18 protein-coding genes and 1 pseudogene are annotated in these 18,684 nt (G+C 61.8%); 6 read left to right on the top strand and 13 right to left on the bottom strand.

The genetic code is table 11. The features are described 5' to 3' along the window. Nucleotides 1-39 precede the first annotated feature (39 nt). On the top strand, nt 40-255 hold the full coding sequence (locus CK627_RS08715) for a hypothetical protein (RefSeq protein ID WP_005297921.1): 216 nt from the start codon (nt 40-42) through the stop codon (nt 253-255). A gap of 47 nt (nt 256-302) precedes the next feature. Here CK627_RS08715 and CK627_RS08710 read toward each other — a convergent pair whose 3' ends face one another. Together CK627_RS08710 and CK627_RS08705 are read right to left on the bottom strand one after the other, a co-directional pair. Continuing rightward, a complete protein-coding gene (locus tag CK627_RS08710; RefSeq protein ID WP_005297919.1) occupies nt 303-1,058 on the bottom strand; it encodes a DNA/RNA non-specific endonuclease in 756 nt (251 codons plus the stop codon). Between the two features lie 242 nt (nt 1,059-1,300). Continuing rightward, nucleotides 1,301-2,278: a cytochrome-c peroxidase gene (locus tag CK627_RS08705; protein WP_024941447.1), complete on the bottom strand. Its 978-nt coding sequence runs from the start codon at nt 2,276-2,278 to the stop codon at nt 1,301-1,303. Nucleotides 2,279-2,727: 449 nt separating this feature from the next. Here CK627_RS08705 and CK627_RS08700 point away from each other — a divergent pair, with 449 nt between their 5' ends. Then, a complete protein-coding gene (locus CK627_RS08700) occupies nt 2,728-3,453 on the top strand; it encodes a carbonic anhydrase (protein ID WP_095592119.1) in 726 nt (241 codons plus the stop codon). A gap of 74 nt (nt 3,454-3,527) precedes the next feature. Here the strand turns inward: CK627_RS08700 and CK627_RS08695 are convergent, their stop codons facing one another. Continuing rightward, complete coding sequence (locus CK627_RS08695; protein ID WP_005297912.1) at nt 3,528-4,436, bottom strand: pseudouridine-5'-phosphate glycosidase; 909 nt, start codon at nt 4,434-4,436, stop codon at nt 3,528-3,530. Beyond that, nucleotides 4,430-5,521 carry a PfkB family carbohydrate kinase gene (locus tag CK627_RS08690; RefSeq protein WP_024941444.1) on the bottom strand — a complete coding sequence of 364 codons (1,092 nt, stop codon included), beginning with the start codon at nt 5,519-5,521 and terminating at the stop codon, nt 4,430-4,432. Before CK627_RS08690 ends, CK627_RS08695 begins: the two co-directional genes overlap by 7 nt. Before the next feature lie 197 nt (nt 5,522-5,718). Between CK627_RS08690 and CK627_RS08685 the strand changes: the two genes are divergently transcribed. Together CK627_RS08685 and CK627_RS08680 are read left to right on the top strand one after the other, a co-directional pair. After that, the gene (locus CK627_RS08685; protein ID WP_025201230.1) at nt 5,719-6,210 is read left to right on the top strand and encodes an RNA methyltransferase; all 492 of its coding nucleotides are present in this window, start codon (nt 5,719-5,721) and stop codon (nt 6,208-6,210) included. Between the two features lie 31 nt (nt 6,211-6,241). Beyond that, nucleotides 6,242-6,340, top strand: coding sequence for an RNA methyltransferase (locus CK627_RS08680; RefSeq protein WP_236672655.1), 99 nt, complete (start codon nt 6,242-6,244; stop codon nt 6,338-6,340). A gap of 48 nt (nt 6,341-6,388) precedes the next feature. Here CK627_RS08680 and CK627_RS08675 read toward each other — a convergent pair whose 3' ends face one another. Beyond that, on the bottom strand, nt 6,389-7,132 hold the full coding sequence (locus tag CK627_RS08675; protein WP_017781043.1) for a transporter substrate-binding domain-containing protein: 744 nt from the start codon (nt 7,130-7,132) through the stop codon (nt 6,389-6,391). Nucleotides 7,133-7,342: 210 nt separating this feature from the next. Here CK627_RS08675 and CK627_RS08670 point away from each other — a divergent pair, with 210 nt between their 5' ends. Beyond that, nucleotides 7,343-7,774 carry a universal stress protein gene (locus tag CK627_RS08670; protein ID WP_005297901.1) on the top strand — a complete coding sequence of 144 codons (432 nt, stop codon included), beginning with the start codon at nt 7,343-7,345 and terminating at the stop codon, nt 7,772-7,774. 62 nt (nt 7,775-7,836) lie between these two features. Here CK627_RS08670 and CK627_RS08665 read toward each other — a convergent pair whose 3' ends face one another. The 6 genes and pseudogenes from CK627_RS08665 to gpt form a co-directional block, all read right to left on the bottom strand. Next, the gene (locus CK627_RS08665) at nt 7,837-8,472 is read right to left on the bottom strand and encodes a murein L,D-transpeptidase catalytic domain family protein (protein ID WP_005297899.1); all 636 of its coding nucleotides are present in this window, start codon (nt 8,470-8,472) and stop codon (nt 7,837-7,839) included. A gap of 153 nt (nt 8,473-8,625) precedes the next feature. Next, nucleotides 8,626-9,891, bottom strand: a pseudogene (locus CK627_RS08660) (glutamate-5-semialdehyde dehydrogenase); the annotation flags it as partial. An 80-nt stretch (nt 9,892-9,971) separates the two neighbouring features. Then, on the bottom strand, nt 9,972-11,075 hold the full coding sequence (gene proB, locus CK627_RS08655) for a glutamate 5-kinase (protein ID WP_005297894.1): 1,104 nt from the start codon (nt 11,073-11,075) through the stop codon (nt 9,972-9,974). Between the two features lie 161 nt (nt 11,076-11,236). Further along, on the bottom strand, nt 11,237-11,629 hold the full coding sequence (gene crl, locus CK627_RS08650; protein ID WP_005297893.1) for a sigma factor-binding protein Crl: 393 nt from the start codon (nt 11,627-11,629) through the stop codon (nt 11,237-11,239). 62 nt (nt 11,630-11,691) lie between these two features. Beyond that, nucleotides 11,692-12,960, bottom strand: a complete 1,269-nt coding sequence (gene frsA, locus CK627_RS08645) for an esterase FrsA (RefSeq protein WP_005297890.1) — start codon at nt 12,958-12,960, stop codon at nt 11,692-11,694. Nucleotides 12,961-13,080: 120 nt separating this feature from the next. Beyond that, nucleotides 13,081-13,548 carry a xanthine phosphoribosyltransferase gene (gene gpt / locus CK627_RS08640; protein ID WP_005297888.1) on the bottom strand — a complete coding sequence of 156 codons (468 nt, stop codon included), beginning with the start codon at nt 13,546-13,548 and terminating at the stop codon, nt 13,081-13,083. Nucleotides 13,549-14,481: 933 nt separating this feature from the next. Here gpt and CK627_RS08630 point away from each other — a divergent pair. Next, nucleotides 14,482-15,933 (top strand): aminoacyl-histidine dipeptidase, encoded by a 1,452-nt coding sequence (locus CK627_RS08630; protein ID WP_095592116.1) that lies wholly within the window; start codon nt 14,482-14,484, stop codon nt 15,931-15,933. 685 nt (nt 15,934-16,618) lie between these two features. Here CK627_RS08630 and CK627_RS08615 read toward each other — a convergent pair. Continuing rightward, complete coding sequence (locus tag CK627_RS08615) at nt 16,619-17,620, bottom strand: ABC transporter ATP-binding protein (RefSeq protein ID WP_017781039.1); 1,002 nt, start codon at nt 17,618-17,620, stop codon at nt 16,619-16,621. Then, nucleotides 17,617-18,675 carry an ABC transporter ATP-binding protein gene (locus CK627_RS08610; RefSeq protein ID WP_042007445.1) on the bottom strand — a complete coding sequence of 353 codons (1,059 nt, stop codon included), beginning with the start codon at nt 18,673-18,675 and terminating at the stop codon, nt 17,617-17,619. Before CK627_RS08610 ends, CK627_RS08615 begins: the two co-directional genes overlap by 4 nt. Between the last annotated feature and the right edge of the window lie 9 nt (nt 18,676-18,684).

Below are 18,684 nucleotides of genomic sequence, written 5' to 3'. Positions count from 1 at the left end.
CCATCGGCATAACGATGATGAAACGAGAAGGAGCACGGCATGAGGCGTGACTGCATGGCCCTGATGGCCCTCGGCCTGGTTCTGGGCAGCCTGCTCGGCGGCTGCGCCGACATCAAGGAGGCGGGCAGAACCGTGGGGCACACCACCCGCAACGTGACCCGCGAGATTGGCCACACCACCCGGGACGTGACCCGCGAGATAGGTCACGGCACCCGGGACACCGTCAAGAAGGTCGGTGATGAGCTGAGCAAATAGAAACAGGGGCCGACAGGCCCCTGTTTTCATCAGCGTCATGGGTGAACTCAGTTGCTCCACATGGCCATCAGCTGGGACTCCATGGCCTCTTCCTGCTCATCCGGCAGCTCGGCGAAGAAATCGAGCCCGGTCTGCTGCTCCACCTCATCCACCGTCACTATGTAATCCGCCAGCCGGCTGGCCGACACGTTCTCCTGCGGCAGGATGAAGGCGATCGCCTCCTGGTTGGCCACATCCATCACCACCCGGTAGTAGGCGTGGGGCACGGTCACACCGTTGCCGATGGAAGCATCGGAGTTGGTGAAGATGGGGCCGGTGATCACATAGACATCCTGATAGGCGATGGCCCACTGCCGGGTCTTCTCCTCCAGGATGCGCCAGGCTCCCTGGTTGAGCGCCGGCAGCTGCGGGGTCATGTTGGTCAGCAGGAAGCTCTGCTTCATGGTGGTGGCGGTGGAGCGCATGTCCGCCGCGGGCGCCTGGTGGCCACGGTCATAACCGGAGCCCTTGTAGTCGGCCAAAGTGGCGCGGAACTGCACCGGCACCTCCTTGTCCTCGGCAAAGGCATCCTTGCGTGGCACCTGACCCTGGGCGCTGGCGGCCGTCATCCGATAAGAGACCCAGTCAGAGACCTTGGTGTCGTAGTTGTAACCGGCGGCATAGCCGTCCCGGCACAGCAGTTGACTGGATTGGCTGGGTACCCCGAGCTTGACGTGATCCTTGCATTGGAAGCCCGCCGCCAGGCTCGGGAAGGTGGTGAGAGTGAATCCGATAGCCAGAACTAATTTATTGATATTATTCATTATTATGCCACTCCTTGTGTTAGGCGGAGTGATTTGACACCAGGTCGGATGAGTAAGGCAATCGAACGAAGTGTGAGCGTGTCGGAAATGTGAAGAGGGCTGCAAATCGATAAAATCGCCGTCGCCAGCTGGGGGATTGTCATCCCTTTGTCATTGTGTAGTGCAGTAACTTCGAGAGGCTTATCAGATAGATAGGAACAAAAAAGCGGAGCCGGCGGCTCCGCTGCAATCATCACGCCCGCTCAGCTCTTGACCTGAGGCCTGGGGGTATCGGGCTGGGAGGGCGGCAGGATCGGCAACACTATCTGCGGCTGCTCGCCGGTCAGGCTCTTGAGGTAGGCGGTCATGTCGTCCGCCTCCTGCTCGCTCAGGGTCTGGCCGAGCTGGATGTCCGCCATGATCTGCACCGCCTCCTTCAGATCCCACACGGAACCGTCGTGGAAGTAGGGGTAGGTCAGCTCGATGTTGCGCAGGGTCGGCACCTTGAACCAGCCGATGAACTGCTTCTCGCCGGTCACTCCACCGCGTCCCTGGGCCGGGTTGTCGGTCTTGAACGGCTTGACCAGCCCCATCTTCTGGTAGGAATTGCCGCCGATGGCCACCCCGTTGTGGCAGGCGGTGCAGCCCTTCTCCTTGAACAGCTGATAGCCCTTCAGCTGCTGCGCGGTCAGCGCCTTGGCATCCCCCTTCAGCCAGCGATCGAACGGCGCGTTGGGAGTGACCAGGGTCTCCTCGAAGGCAGCGATGGCATCGGTCACCTCGTCGATGCCGAAGTCCGCCTTGCCGTACACGGCGCTGAAGCGGGCCCGGTACTCGGGCAGGGTGTGCAGGGTCTCCACCGCCAGCTTGTGGCTGAAGGCCATCTCCAGCGGGTTCTCGATGGGGCCTGCCGCCTGCGCCTGCAGATCCTTGGCGCGCCCATCCCAGAACTGCACGAAGTTGAGGCTGGAGTTGAGCACGGTGGGCGAGTTGATCGGCCCCTCCTTCCACTTGTGGCCGAGGGAACTGACCTGGTTGTCCACTCCGCCGGTCGCCAGGTTGTGGCAGGAGTTGCAGGAGATGGCGTTGGATTTCGAGAGCCGCGGCTCGAAAAACAGCATCTTGCCCAACTCGACTTTTTCCGGTGCACTCACCTTGGCTGCTTCCACTGCCTGGATAGGCTCGTTCGCCCACCCCATCCCTGGCAGGCCCAGCGCCAGCAACAGACAATATTTATTCATTGTTTCTCTCTCCCTTGTGGCTGTGCATAACAGCAGCCTCAGCCTGCCCGGGAAAGCCTGTGCATTATTTGTTCAAGATCAAATGAGACCAACAAAAACCACATTAAAAACAATGAATTAGTTTATTACGGACGGAATAATGGCGGGGACTTGCGCGGCAAAAAAGAGCTGAATTCTGATGAATAAATTATGAACAAATTCATCCACAATGACAGCCAATTAATTAGATTGCTGTCATTGAATAAAGCGATTATTCAATATGCAGGCGTGACCGCCCATTATTTAGATTTATATTAAATACATCATAAATATCATCGGCGCTCACCCAGCCAATAATAACAATAGCGTCTGACCTTCTGTATCCCGCAATTCAGATGATGCCTTCCGTTATATCCTCGTCAATTCAGGAAACGGATGGCCGTGCTTTTCAATCAAGATAAGGATGCATGATGAAAGAGTCCCTGTTGGCCGCCACCCTGTTGCTCTGCCCCGCCGCCTTTGCCGCTACAGTGCACTGGGAATACAGCGGCGAGGCCGGCCCGGCAAAATGGGCCAGCCTGACCCCGGAATATGGCCAGTGCGCGGGCAGCAACCAGTCGCCGGTCAACCTCTCGGGTCTGGTCAAGGCCGAACTGGCCCCGCTGCAGTTTCACTACCTGGCGGGGGGCCGCAGCGTCACCAACAACGGCCACACGGTGCAGGTCGACTATGCCCCGGGCAGCAGCCTTGAACTCGACGGCATGCACTTCAAGCTCACGCAGTTCCACTTCCACGCCCCCAGCGAAAACCTCATCGAGGGCCACTCCTATCCGCTGGAGGGGCACTTGGTCCACGTCAATGATCAGGGGGAGCTGGCGGTGGTGGCGGTGATGTTCGAGCCGGGCAAGGCCAATGGGGCCCTGAGCCAGGTCTGGCAATCCTTGCCAGCCAAAGCGGGGGAGCATCACCAGCTCAAGGAGCCGGTCTCGGCAGAACCATTGCTGCCCGCCAAACGGGACTACTACCGCTTCAGCGGCTCGCTGACCACCCCGCCCTGCTCGGAAGGGGTGCGCTGGCTGGTGATGAAGCAGCCGGTGCAGGTGAGCCAGGCCCAGATCGATGCCTTCAAGGCGGCGATGCACCACCCCAACAACCGCCCCGTGCAGCCGCTGCACGGTCGGCTGGTGCTGCAATAACGCACCCGGCAACTCACAGAGCCAAAATGAAAAAAGAGGGCCAAGAGGCCCTCTTTTCCGTTTGCAGCAACTGATTACAGACTGGCGGCGATGCGGGCCCCCAGCGCGGCATTGTTCAGCACCAGCTGGATGTTGGCGGCCAGCGAGTTGCCGCCGGTCAGCTCGCACACCCGGGCCAGCAGGAAGGGGGTGGACGCCTTGCCCTTGACCCCCTGCTCGTCCGCCTCCCGCAGTGCCTGGGCAATGGCGGCGTCGATGTCAGCCTTGGGCATGGCAAACTGGGCCGGGATGGGGTTGGCCACCACGGCGCCACCGGCCAGCCCCAACTCCCACTTGAGGCGCAGCGCCTCGGCGATGGCCGCCGGGCTCTCGAGGCGGTAATCCACCTTGAAGCCGCTCTCACGGGTGTAGAAGGCGGGCAGCTCTTCGGTCTGGTAGCCGATCACCGGCACGCCCTGAGTCTCCAGGTACTCCAGGGTCAGGCCGATGTCGAGGATCGACTTGGCACCGGCGCAGACCACGGCCACCGGGGTCTGGGCAAATTCCTGCAGGTCGGCGGAGATGTCGAAGGTCTCCTGGGCGCCGCGGTGCACGCCGCCGATACCGCCGGTGGCGAACACCCGGATCCCGGCCATGGCGGCAATGATCATGGTGGAGGCAACCGTGGTGGCCCCCAGCCCCTTGTTGGCCAGCACGAAGGGGATGTCGCGGCGGCTGCACTTGGTGGCGGCGTGACCGGCCCGGCCCAGCGCCTCCAGCGCCCCCTCATCCAGACCCACCTTGAGGCGGCCATCGATGATGGCGATGGTGGCCGGCACGGCGCCGTTGTCCCGCACCACCTGCTCCACCTGGCGCGCCGTCTCCACATTCTGCGGATAGGGCATGCCGTGGGAGATGATGGTGGACTCCAGGGCCACCACAGGCTTGCCGGCAGCCAGGGCCTCGGCGACGACCGGTTGGATATCGAGGTAAGCGTTCAACATGGGTACTCCTCCAGCATGCGTTCAACGGCGGCCTTGGATAGGCCGGAAAATACGGTATCGGGACAATTGACGGTAAGGGCGGCGCAGCCGAGGGCGAACCGGGTAGTCTCGACGATGTCCTGCTCCTGCAACCAGGCGTGGGCCAGCCCTGCCATGAAGGCATCGCCGCCGCCGGTCACGTTGACGACCGGGCTGCCGAGCACGGACAGATGGCCCTGGCACTCCCCGTCGCTATAAAAGATCCCCTGATCGCCGAGGCTCAGGAACAGCCGCTGCACCCCGGCGCGGTGGAACCAGGCCGCCGCCATGGGCCAGGTGTCGGGCCCGGCGATGCGCAAGCCGCACAGCTGCTCCGCCTCGCTGCGATTGGGTTTGAGGGTGTGGATGCGGTGCAGCCAGGGGCGGATCTTCTCCACCTTGGCCACCGAGACGGTGTCGACGAAGATGGTGTGCTCACCCTGACGCTCGAACAACCAGTCGAGGGTGTGGGTGGCGAGGTTGGTGTCGAGCAGCCAGAGCCGGGCTGCCCCGAGAAATCCGCTCAGGGGGGCGAGCCGGGCCGGCGTGAGCTGGTCGATGATCCCCATGTCGTTGACGGCGCAGCTCATTTCGCCGCTGCCATCGTGCAGACTGAGGTAACAGGAGGTGGCCTGACCGTCCAGCACCAGCACCTGGCGCACGTCGACGCCGGCGCGCTGGCTCACCTCCAGCAGGTGGTGGCCGTACTGATCGTTGCCCACCGCGGTCAGCAGCCGGGTGTCGGTGCCAAGGCGCGCCAGGTTTTCGGCAATGTTGCGCCCCACCCCGCCGGCGGAGGTGCGCACCCGGCCCGGGTTGGAATCCCCGATGCGCAGATTGTCGTGGCTGCAGCCGCAGATATCCATGTTGGCACCGCCGATCACCACGGCGTAGGGCCCTTCCCGCAGCACATAGCCGCGCCCCTGCACATAGCCCTGACGCATCAGGCTGGAGATGTGGCTCGCCAACGCCGAACGGCTGATGCCGAGCCTGTCCGCCAGCTCCTGCTGGGCAATCATGGGATCCTGGCGCAGTAGGGCGAGGATCTCTTGCTCACGTTCCGTCATAGACAAACATCCAGTTACAAACGTTTGTCTATTATTTCCGAAAAACGTTTACCCGCCATCACCTCGTGCAAAAATTGTCGGCTTGCGCACAAAAACTCGACGATGGGAAGCAAGCGAATTTCGGCCTCTACCTGTCACTTTTTCTGCGTTTGCCGGCGGGCACGGCTTATAATGCGGCCGCCACAGAGGAGAGCAGGATGAAAGAGTCAGACCACCACCACGAGGTGCAGGTAAAACGAAGCGACGAGACGGCGTACTGCTGCATCGGGCTGGTCAACCCCAAGTCACCGGAGAACGTGGGAGCCGTGATGCGGGCCGCCGGCTGCTATGGGGCGGATGAGGTCTACTACACAGGGACCCGCTTCGAGCTGGCGCGCCGTTTCGTCACCGACACCAAGCAGATGGTGGAACAGATCCCCCTGCTCGGCGTCGACGATCTGATGGCCATGGTGCCGGCCGGCTGCACACCTGTGCTGGTGGATCTGATCGAGGGGGCGACCTCGCTGCCGGACTACGTCCACCCCGAGCGCGCCTTCTACATCTTCGGCCCCGAAGACGGCACCCTGGAGCCGGCCCGCTTCAAAGCGGTGAAAGAGGTGATCTACGTACCGACCCGGGGCTGCATGAATCTGGCGGCCTCGGTCAACGTGATCCTCTACGACCGGCTGGCCAAGCAGTTGAGGCGCTGATGATAAAGACGAGCAACAGGAGGTGATCTGCGTGGCCATACCCAAGGGCTGCATCAATCTGGCCGCCTCGGTCAACGTCATTCTCTATGACCCACTGGCCAAGCAGGTGCGCGGCAACTCGGCAAGCTGACAGAAAAGTTCCTGAACAGGTAACCAGCCCTCCCCGACGCGGGACATTTTAGTTGCCAGGCTTTAGCCGCTGCTCCTGCTCTTCGATAAAACCGCGGTAGTAGTCGTGCAACCGATAGCGTCGGTAGATTTCGGCCAGGGTGCCGTGCCGGACCAGGTTGACCATGCCCTGATCCCAGAGCTGCTGCAGAGTGCGCCCCTTCTCGGTGTCGGCAAAGATGGGGTAGGTCGGGATCCAGCGCAGGAAGGTACGATGCATGTTGGCAGGAATGGAGTCCTCCGAGTAGAGCACCCCGGCAGTCAGATAGTAACGGTAGCGCTCCTTGGCCAGCAGTTGCAGCGCCATGTCGTGGCTGTCTATCTCGTGCCAGCGCATGGAGACCGGGATGTACTTGTCAAAGGCCCAGCCTCGCAGCCACACCACCCCCTGCCCCTTGAGGCTCGACTCGCCCAGCCATTGGGGCTGCCATTTCTTGAGCATCAACACCGTCAGGTCATCGGCCGAGGCGGGATAACGGGGCTGCAGCACGCCGCTCACCTCATCCCGGTAAACCCCCATCGCCATGTCGCCCCCCTGCTGGGCGATCACCGCCAGCGCCCGCTTGTAGGGCACGATGCGGGGGATGACCTCGTAGCCGTTGGGCTGGTAGATGGCACGCACTATGTCCAGATAGATGCCACGTCCATCCCGCTGGCAAAAACCCGGCCAGTCATCGCAATAGACATTGAGGGGATCGGCCCGACCGGGCCAGCAGAGCAGCAGCAATACCCATGAAAGCAGCAAACGAACCATGTCTTGACTATTTCTCCGGAGGCGAACGCTGTCACCCATCGAGCCGGCCTATCTGGCAAGGGTGCACAGGCCATATCCCATGATATGAAGATCCGTCGGCAAAGCACCACTTTTTACCGGTTTTGCGAGCGAGTCGAGGGTTATTGCCGACCGAATGGGTATTATTGACAATGAGATTCATTAGTAACCCAACCATAGGGGAGCCTTCATATGCCATCCATCAAAACCCTGCTCTGCCCGGTCGATTTTTCCCAGATGTCGCAAGCCGTGCTCGACTATGCCGTATTCATGGCCCAGAGCCATCAGGCCGAACTCAAACTGGTTCACGTGGTGGACCAGCTGCACGGCTTCGACAGCTACAAGATCCTGCACATGACCGCCATCGAGATCACCCACGAGATGGAGCGTCAGGCCAAGAGCCAGATGAAGGAGCTGATCGCCAGCCTGCCCATTCCGGCCACCTTCGAGGTACGCTTCGGCCGCGCCGCCGACGAGATCGTCGTGCAGGCCAAAGAAGAGAAGGCCGATCTGGTGGTGATGGGCAGCCACGGCCGCTCCGGCATCAGCCACCTGCTGGTGGGCAGCGTCGCCGAATCCGTGGTCCGTCACGCCCCCTGCCCCGTGCTGGTGGTGCGCAAGTAATCCATCACCCAAAAAAGAAGGCCAGCATATGCTGGCCTTCTTTTTTGGCTCTAAGGCAGGCCTCAGCCGTGGGCGTAGATGACGCTGCCCCCCTTGATGATGTCGATGATGGCCCTGGATTGCTCCTTAGGCAGCGCCGGGCAACCCCAGCTGCGCCCCAGCTTGTCATATTTGAGCAGATGACGGGGGCTCGCATAGTCGGCGCCGTGCACCACGATGGCCCGCTTGCGGGCATTGCTGTTCTGGCCCGGGCTCAGGCCGTCGAGGCGCAGCGAATAGCCGTGCTTGCCCTGATAGGTTTCGGCGGTGCGATAGACCCCGAGCGAACTCTTCATGGAGTTGAACTGGTTGGAAAACTGGCGAGCGTCCCGCTCACCCGAATTGCGGCCATGGCTGACCCAGGTGTGATAGAGCAGCTTGTGGCGTTTCACGTCGATGACGAACAGACGGCGCTGGGTTGAGGGTTTGCTGTAGTCGATGATGGTGAGAATGGGTTTGCGCTTGTGGCGCACGCTCTGATAACTGTTGAGAGCCTTGCGAAACACCTGTTTGTCGAGCTTGCCGGCCAGCCCCAACTGGCGATAGAGATCCTGATCCCAGCTGGCGTGGCTGCTGCTGCTGAAACAGAGCGCCCCCAGCAACAGTGGCACGCTCAGCCACAGCGCTCCCCAGCGCTTTATCCAATCTGTCTGCTTCATCCTTGAATCTGCTCCCGTTTTTGTTGCTAGCAAAGTGTGCAAAATATCGCCACACCCTGCTGGATAGTTATATGCAAGCCCCTGATAGCCCGCAAGAAAAAAGCAAAAAAATGCCGACCAGGGTCGGCATTTTCACACAGGGCAAAAAGGGACTCAAGCGCGACTCAGATAATCCGCCAATCCCACCCATTTGTAGCTGGTGAGCTCGGTCAGCCCCATGGGGCCACGAGCGTGCAACATTTGGGTCGATACCGCCACCTCGGCGCCGAGACCAAACTGGCCGCCATCGGTGAAACGGGTGGAGGCGTTGACGTAGACAGCCGCCGAACCGGCGCCGTTGACGAAACGCTCGGCATTGGCCAGATCGTTGGTGAGGATGGCATCGGAGTGACCGGCATTGTGCTCGCGCATATGAGCCAGCGCCTCGTTCACGTCCGCCACCAGTTTGATCCCCAGGGTCAGCGAGAGCCACTCGGTATCGAAGTCTTCCGGGCCGGCGGCACGCAGGCTGTCGGCGCCCGCCAGCAGCGGCATGGCCTCCGGCGTGGCCACCAGGGCCACCTTGCGCTCGTTCATTAAGCCAACCAGTTGCGGCAACAAGGCCGGCGCCACCTTCTCGTGCACCAGCAGGGTGTCGAGGGCGTTGCAGGCGGAGGGGCGCTGTACCTTGGCGTTGTCGATGAGGGGCAAGGCCCGGGCCAGATCGGCGCTCTCGTCCACGAAAATGTGGCTGATGCCAAAACCGCCGATGATGACCGGAATCGAGCTGTTCTCCTTGCACATCTTGTGCAGGCCGGCGCCGCCGCGGGGGATAATCATGTCCACGTAACGGTCGAGGCGCAGCAGCTCGCCCACCAGGGCCCGGTCCGGGTTGTCGATGTATTGCACCGACGCCTCGGGCAGGCCGGAGGCCGCCAGCGCGCGCTGGATCACCCGCACCAGCTCCAGGTTGGAGTGGAAGGTCTCGCGGCCGCCGCGCAGTATGCTGGCGTTGCCGGTCTTGAGGCAGAGGCTGGCGATGTCGATGGTGACGTTGGGGCGCGCCTCGTAGATGACACCGATGACGCCGATGGGCACCCGGCGGCGGGAGAGACGCAGGCCGTTCTCCAGCACCCGGCTGTCGATCTCGCTGCCGACCGGATCATCCAGGGTGATCACCTTGCGCACGTCCGCCACGATACCGGACAGTCGGGCCGGATTGAGCAGCAGCCGATCTAGCATGGCCTCGGAGAGGCCCGCCTCGCGCCCGGCGGCGATGTCTTTCTCGTTGGCGGCCAGGATCTGGTGGCTGCGTGCCTCCAGCTCGTCGGCGATGGCGGCCAGCGCCCGGTTCTTCTGCGTCGTGCTGACGGTGGCCAGCTGATAGGCGGCTTCGCGGGCTGCCTGCCCCATTTTCTCCAGACTCATCTCTCTTCCCTTTGGTTCTTGCGGGGCCGCCTGATGGCGGCGCCTCTCTTATCCTGGTGTGCCGCAGCCCATGCTCTGCCGCGGCTGACGCCTCACAGCAGCACCATGTCGTCGCGGTGGATCGCAACGGCGCCGTAGCCGTAACCCAGCACCTGTTCGATGTTGTCCGAATGGACGCCGCGCAGTTTATCCAGCTCCAGATGATTGTAACGGCAGATGCCGCGCGCCAGCTCGGCCCCCTTGGGATCGAGAATGCGCACCACGTCGCCGCGCACGAAATCCCCCTTCACCGCCACTATGCCCTTGGGCAGCAGGCTGGAGCCCTTCTCCTGCATGGCAGCAACGGCCCCCTGATCCACCTGCACTTCGCCGTGAGGGGGTGGCCCTGCCAGGATCCAGCTCTTGCGTCCTTCCAGCGGAGAGGCCAGCGCCGGGAACAGGGTGCCGATGCGCTCGCCCCTGGCGAGACGCCCCACCACCTCCGGCATCTGACCGGTGGCGATCACCACGTTGACCCCGGCGCGGCGCGCCACGTCGGCCGCCTGCAGCTTGGTGGCCATGCCGCCGGTACCGAGCCCGCTGACGCTGTCACCCGCCAGCTTGCGCAGGGTGTCGTCGATGGTCTGTACCTCTTCGATGAGCTGGGCATCCGGATTGGTACGCGGATCGGCGGTGAAGAGCCCCTTCTGGTCGGTGAGCAGGATCAGCAGGTCCGCATCGGCCAGGATGGCGGCGCGAGCGGAGAGGTTGTCGTTGTCCCCCACCTTGATCTCGGCGGTGGCCACAGCGTCGTTCTCGTTGATGACCGGGATGATGCGGTGATCGAGCAGGGTGCGCAGGGTGTCGCGGGCATTGAGGTAGCGCTCCCTGTCCTCCAGATCGGCACGGGTCAGCAGCATCTGGCCGATGTGTAGCCCATAGAGGTTGAACAGATCCTGCCAGACCCGGATCAGCTGGGTCTGGCCCACCGCCGCCAACATCTGTTTGTTGGGCAGGGTTGGCGCCAACGGAGGGTGGCCCAGATGCTCACGGCCGGCGGCGATGGCCCCCGAGGTGACCATCACGACCCTGTGGCCGTGACGGTGCAAGGCTGCACACTGTCTGACCAGCTCGACCATGTGGGCACGATTGAGCTGGGAAGATCCCCCGGTGAGCACGCTGGTGCCCAGTTTGACGACTATGGTTCTGTTTTCCATGGGAGCAAAAAGGCTGAAATGTAAGGAATCCCTTTATACCCACGGCCCTGTTGCCCTGCAAGGCAATTAACGCCACGCGGCAGGCGGGAAATCGGGATGGCCGGCAGCGCGGCAAAGAAATGCCCCGCCAGCCGATGGGTGGCTGGCGGGGCGGCGGGTCATCAGGCGGCGGTGACGGTCAGCTCGTTGGTGACCTGCTCGGCGGGAGCGAGCTGGCAACCAAGCTGGTGCAGCTTGTCGCTGATGAGCTTGTAGAAGTGGTTGAGGGTGCGTTCGACTTCCACCTGATGCTTCTTGGGCAACGGCTTGTCGAGCCACTCCCCGTCCGCATTGTAGAAGCCGACCTGATAGTGGTAGCTGAAGCTGTGATCGTCTTGCTCCAGCACCAGCCACCAGCCCCAGAACTCCCGTTTGTCCGGTGCCGGCTTGGCACTGACACAGACGGAAAGGCAGTCGAAACGGTAACGCCCCTCTTCACACAGGTCCTCACGTAAATAGGGGCCAATCGCGGCAAACTGCCTCAGCAGTCGCTTGTAGGTCACTCTTTCTGACATGTTAACCTCCCTGTTGAACAAGCCACGTCACCCTGATGATGACGATAAATTTTAGCGCTATATCATGTACATAAGTGCTTCTTGAGCCAGTCGACCATCTCTTTCAACGCCTCGTCGTACACCTCCAGCAAGGGTTGTTTGTCGAACACCACCGCCTTGCCGTTGCGGCTGGCGGAGGCCAATGCCCGTACATCCTGCTCGGGACAAATGAAATCTCGCTTGTGTCCAATACTCAATATCGGCACGGATGTGCGAGTCCCCAGCAATCCTTGCGTCTTGAGTGAAAATACCTGGCACTTGGTACGCAGCGACTCCCACTCGGCCGCATCGGCGCCGAGGCGGTTGGCCAGCCCGTCCCGCATCATGCGCGGGCAGCGGGCGAACATCTCATGATTGGTAAACACCTGGTTGACGCCGGCGCCGATGCAGACCACGGTCCGCAGCTTGAACGGTTCGATGAAGGCGAGGCGCGCCGCCACATTGCCCGCCAGACGGAATCCCACCATGGCGATGCGCTGGTGATCGACCCAGGCCACTTCGGAGAGATGGTTCAAGACCGCCTGATGGAGCCGGCTGGTGTCCTGCACCAGCGGCCAGTGCTCGGCATAACCGATGCCCGGCATGTCCAGCGAGAGCATGCCGATGCCGTTGGGCTCCAGACACTTGAGATAGAGGTTGAGGAAGTCGACCTGCAGCGAGTCGATGCCGCCGCTGACGATGACCAGGGGTACCGGCTTGTCGGTGGTTGGCAGGTGCAGATAGCCCTGAATGTGCTTGCCGCGAAACGGCACCTGGAGCTCCTTGAGCGGCACCTTGAACAGGCGGCCCGCCTCGCGGTAGGCCATGTTGCCGAGCAACTGGGCCTGATCCGCCAGCTCGTCATTCTTCAGGTGGGGATAACTGGCAATGGAGTAGTAACGCACCGCCTTGAGCAGGCTTTTCAGGGCTGCGCCCCGCTCGCCCTGCGCCACCAGCTCGCGACCCCGGTTGAAGTAGCGGCCGGCCAGCTGGCTCCACTCATAGACCCAGTTGCCGGGCACATAACCCTTGATGGTGTCGAGGAAGCGCTCGTGGGTACGCTCGCCCTCGCCCATGGCGATGCGGGCCAGGGTCTGCTCCACCTCGACCGGATCCGCCCCCTGCCAGGCCCAGGTCGGCCGGCGCAGCAGACGATACCAGCGCGTTGACATGGAACCGTCGATGAAGCTCTCGTCCACATTGTGATCCTGCTCCTCCACCGGGCTGGAGTTGGAGACTTCGGAGGTCTCCAGCACCTTCTTGACCCGGGTAAAGAGCTGCTCGGTCAGGTTGAGGTCGTCGTTCAAGTCCAAAGCTGTTACTCATTTCTGTCATGCAATGGCTCCATCTTAACCACTTTTGCCGCCGGGCAGCCAGTTGCACCACAAAAAAACAGGGCCCCATACAGGGGCCCTTTGCAGCAGCTTTGCGGCTTACTCTTCGTCGCAGATGGGGGTGGCGAACTCCAGCGCCATGTCCCACGGCTGTTCGATCCAGGTGTCCTGCGGGATGGCCACTTCGAAATCATCCAGCAGCGGCTCGCCCATGGGCTTGGCGAAGATGGCGATGAATTTGGCCTTGGGGTAGAGCTCGCGGATCACCTTGGCAGTGGTGCCAGTGTCCACCAGATCTTCCACCACCAGCCAGCCTTCGCCGTCACCCGCGGTGCTGGCGGCTTTCACCACCACCAGATCGCGCTGGTTGTTGTGGTCGTAGCTGGAGATGCAGAGGGTTTCGACGTTGCGGATGCCAAGTTCACGGGCCATCAGCGCCGCCGGAACCAGGCCACCACGGCTGACCGCGATGATCCCTTTCCACTGGCTGACAGGCAGTTGACGACGGGCCAGACGGCGCGCTTCACGTTGCAGGTTGTCCCACGACACGTAGAATTTTTTTGGCATGCTATCGATCTCAAATGGTTATACAAAACAATTACTTAAAATCACATGCCGACTCCGTAGTGAATCGGCAGCAGATAATGTCGGCCGCCTGTCTACCAAATTCAGCTTGCACCGCGGCCGCCTCGGGAGAAGACCCTCGGCAGCGAAAACAGATGCAATGGAAGCAGGATGGGCAGAGCTGGCGGTCATGTCACAGAGGGGGCAGGACCGCAGACAGGCTGTTGGGCGGGCATGATACCATCGTTTGCGGATAAATTGACTGGCAAACGTATGCGAAATGCAGGAAAAAAATCGAAGCAAGTCCGGATGACTCCCTCTTTTTCCTCTCCCCGTTCCTCTCCCCGGCGGGGTTTGCCGCTCGGCAGATAAAAAAATAGCAGGGGGAGGATGGATTCCTCACTCACCTGCTTTTTTCGATACGCCTGTCGTCAGCCTGGCTGACGGCCCGCATCAACGGCGGTTGGCGTAGGGGTTCGGGTAGCTGAAGCCCTGGGTATAAAGAGACTGGGCGAACCAATAGGTTGAATTGCTGCCTGACATAATAAACTCCTGATTGCTTAACAAGTTACGTACCTTTATGCGGGTTCAAATCCTTGAACGGACACTCGGTTCCATGGAGGCGCACTTGCTTTGCTTCGGTTCCCTGGAGGCATTCATCGTCATCCTGACGGGTGGCGAACCACGGTCGTTAATTTACCAGTCGGCGCCATAAACTCAATATTTTTGTGATGCGAATCACAAAAAATCTTTTGTGCTGGCTCATTTTGCCCCCACCGGAGCAGTTCGCTGCCAATCCCCCGCTTGCCAGCACAAGCTGCCCGCAATTTGCGCTGATCGCTCACATTTTTGTGTGATTGACTGTATTATCGTTATCCTCTTCCTCGCCCCGCTGCCGGGGCTCTGTCATTTTCCGTGCTGGTAAGGAGTCCCGACGTGGCACAGCTTAGCTCTCTCTCTCCCAAACTGATTTGGCACTTCTTCGAACAGATCTGCTCCATCCCCCACCCCTCCAAGCACGAAGCCCAGCTGAGCGCCTGGATCATGCAGTGGGCCGAAGGGGAAGGGCTGGCGGTCAAGCAAGATGCCGTCGGCAACATCATCATCAAGAAACCGGCCACGCCGGGGATGGAAAACCGCAAGGCGGTAGTGCTGCAGGCCCACATCGACATGGTGCCCCAGGCCAACGCCGACACCCAGCACGACTTCACCAAGGATCCCATCGATGCCTACATCGACGGTGAATGGGTCACCGCCCGCGGCACCACCCTGGGTGCCGACAACGGCATGGGCATGGCCGGCTGCCTGGCTGTGCTGGCCGACAAAACCATCAAGCACGGTCCGCTGGAAGTGCTGCTGACCACCGACGAAGAGACCGGCATGACCGGCGCCTTCGGTCTGGAAGCGGGCTGGCTGGAGGGCGAGATCCTGCTCAACACCGACTCCGAAGAGGATGGCGAGGTCTACATGGGCTGCGCCGGCGGGGTGGATGCCAATATCCGCTTCCCGCTGGAGCAGGTTGCCGCCACTGAAGGCGAAGGTTTCGAGCTGCAGGTCAAGGGCCTGCGCGGCGGCCACTCCGGGGTCGACATCCATCGCGGCCGCGGCAACGCCAACAAGCTGCTGGTCCGTCTGCTCAAGGCCGCCGAGCCGCTGGGCCTGCGCCTGGCCGAGATCCACGGTGGCACCCTGCGCAACGCCATCCCGCGCGAGGCCCGTGCCAAGCTGCTGGTGCCCGCCGCCAGCGTCAACGAATTCAAGGCCCTGGTTGACCGTTATACCGGCATCTACCAGAGCGAGCTGGCTGCCACCGAAGCCAACCTGACCGTGCTGCTCACCGCCCAGGAGAAACCGGCCCAGCTGATGAGCGAGTCCCTGCAGGCCCGCCTGCTGGACTCCCTGATGGCCTGCCCGAACGGGGTGATCCGCATGAGCGATGCCATCCCGGGCGTGACCGAGACCTCCACCAACCTGGGCGTCATCAAGACCCAGGATGGCGAAGTGTACGTGCAGTGCCTGATCCGCTCCCTGATCGACTCCGGTCGAGAGAGCGTCGAGCAGATGACCCGCTCCCTGTTCAATCTGGCTGGCGCCAGCTGCGAGTTTACCGGCGCCTACCCTGGCTGGGCACCGAACGTGGACTCCCCGGTGATGGCGCTGGTACGGAGCAGCTACCAGACCCTGTTCGGCGAGATGCCGAACGTCATGGTGATCCACGCCGGCCTCGAGTGCGGTCTGTTCAAGAGCGCCTACCCGGAGTGGGATATGGTCTCCTTCGGCCCGACCATCCGCGGCGCCCACGCACCGGGCGAGAAGGTGCACATCCCGGCGGTCGAGCGCTTCTGGCAGCTGCTGGTCCACGTGCTGGAACAGATCCCGGCCAAATAAGCGTTTTTGTCACGCCTCAAGATGCCCCGCCCCGTGCGGGGTATTTTTTTGCATGCTCCCGCCAGCCCTTGGCGTGCTTCCCCTCGAAACCACCAGACAGCTCTGCTGCTCTGACATACCCCATCTCCCACTCACCCAGGCCTGTCAGCCTGGCTATCAGCACCGCAACCTGAGTGCCTGCTGAAACCGTCTCCATAAACAGCGCTGGATTTGAAAACCCTTTCCATGATTTATGTAAATTTACAACACAAAAAGTTGATCCAGCTCACAGAAGGCCATAGGATAAAAGCGTGACCTAGGTCACAGATAACAAGTCAACGACAGAGCGATGAGGTGAATATATGTTTGAGAATCTGGCAGTACTGTTCCACCTGAAGGGTGTAACCAGCAAGAAAGGCGTGGCAGAGAAAGATACCTATGCACCGTCAACCCGCAACTACTACTTCCGTTATGGCGCCTGATACCGCCTGCGGCCAATCTCGTGAAAGAGTTACCGGGCATTTAAGTAGTAAAATTACAAACAACAGCAATCCACACAGCAGCCATCCCCTCTCGGGGGCGCTGTCCTGCCCTGGCCAGATGTTCCACGGCCAAACCTGAACTCCAACCATGAAGATGGGGCCCACAGGCCCCATTTTTTATTTGCTCTCTCCCGTGCCATCTTGCTGCGATGCGGGCACCGGCATCATACCGCCTTTCCCAGGGGGATCGCCTCGGCCAGCGGCAACGGCGTGTGGCAGGCCACCTGGTGACCTGCCCCGTCGCACGACTGCAGACTCGGCGACTGGGTGCGGCACAGCTCGCCGGCATAGGGGCAGCGCTGGTGAAAGTGGCAGCCGCTCGGCGGCGAGATGGGAGATGGCACATCACCGGTCAGCAGGATACGCTGGCTGCGCCGACGCGGATCCGGCACCGGAATGGCCGAGATGAGCGCCTGAGTATAGGGGTGACGCGGCGCCAGATAGAGCGACTGGGCCTCGGCCAGTTCGACGATCCGACCCAGATACATCACCGCAATCCGATCCGAGATGTGCTTGACCACCGACAGGTCGTGGGCGATGAAGATGATGGCGAGGTTCATCTCCCGCTGCAGGGTGAGCAGCAGGTTGACGATCTGGGACTGCACCGACACATCCAGCGCCGACACAGCCTCGTCACAGACCAGCAGCTTGGGCTTGAGCGCGATGGCCCGGGCGATGCCGATGCGCTGGCGCTGGCCGCCAGAAAACTCGTGGGGATAGCGATCTACCGCGCTGCCAGGCAGCCCCACCTTCTCGAGCAGCTCCTGCACCCAGACCCGCCGCTGTTCGGCGTTGCCCTTGCCGTGGATGACGAAGGGCTCCTCCAGGATCTGCCCCACCGTGTGGCGGCTGTTGAGGGATTCTGCAGGATCCTGAAACACGATCTGCATCTCCTGGCGCAGGGAGCGCATCTCCTTGGGCGAGAGGTGGGTGATGTCACGCCCCTCGAAAGTGATGGTGCCGGCGGTCGGTTCGAACAGCTTGAGCAAGGTGCGTCCCAGGGTCGACTTGCCGCAGCCGGACTCGCCCACCAGCCCCAGCGTCTCCCCCTGCTTGAGATCGAAGCTGATGCCGTCCACCGCGTAGACGTGGTACTTCTTGCGCAACAAGCCGCCGCCCAGCTGGAAGTGCTGCTTCACGTCGCGCACCGATAAAAGCGTCTTCATACGGCTAGCTCCCTCCAGTGGTGGCAGGCCACCCCGTGCCGCTCGGCGAGCTGCTCGGTGGCCGGAATAGCCCTCACGCAGATCTCGGTGGCATGGGGACAACGGTTGGAGAAACGGCACCCGGCGGGCATCTCGTGCAGGGCGGGCACCTGGCCCTTGATGGTCTTGAGCAGGCTCTTGGGCTCATCCTCGAGCCGCGGGATCGAGCTCATCAGACCATGAGTATAGGGATGGCGCGGGTGGTCAAACAGCTCGAACACGTCGGCCTGCTCCACCGCCCGGCCCGCATACATCACCACCACCTCGTCACACAGCTCCGCCACCACCCCGAGATCGTGGGTGATGAAGATGATGGCCATGCCGGTCTGGGCCTGCAGCTCCTTCATCAGTTCCAGGATCTGGGCCTGGATGGTCACATCCAGCGCCGTGGTCGGCTCGTCACAGATGAGCAGCGCCGGCTCGCAGGCGAGCGCCATGGCGATCATCACCCGCTGGCGCATGCCGCCGGAGAGATTGTGGGGATAGACGGCAAAGCGCTGGGCGGGCTCGGGGATCCCCACCTTCTGCAGCATGGCGATGGCCGCCTCCCTGCGCTGGGCCTTGTTGTAGTCGGGACGGTGGAGGCGGAACACCTCCATCAGCTGATCGCCGACCGTCTGCACCGGGTTGAGTGCCGTCATCGGCTCCTGAAAGATCATCGAGATGCGGTTGCCGCGCACCTTGTACATCTGATCCGGTGACAGCGCGAGCAGATCCTCCCCCTGAAAACGGATGGAACCCGCCACCACCTGACCATGGGGCTTGGGCAGCAGCCCCATGATGGCGAGCGAGGTGACGCTCTTGCCGCAGCCGGACTCGCCGACCACCCCCAGGGTTTGGCCGGGGGCAACCTGGAAGCTGACCCCGTCGAGCACCTTGATCTTGCCGTCGTCGACGGCAAATTCCACCTCGAGATCGCGTACCTCAAGAATCGGGGCCTTGCTCTGGCCATCATCCACGCCGAGCTGCCTCCCATGATCCCGGGCGCCCGGGTGAGGAGCCTGTGTGTTGGGCATGACTACTGC

It is taken from the genome of Aeromonas dhakensis, from assembly GCF_002285935.1.
Lineage (GTDB): Bacteria > Pseudomonadota > Gammaproteobacteria > Enterobacterales > Aeromonadaceae > Aeromonas > Aeromonas dhakensis.
Note: the sequence above shows the minus strand (reverse complement) of the source record. Positions and strands in the feature narration are given on the sequence as shown.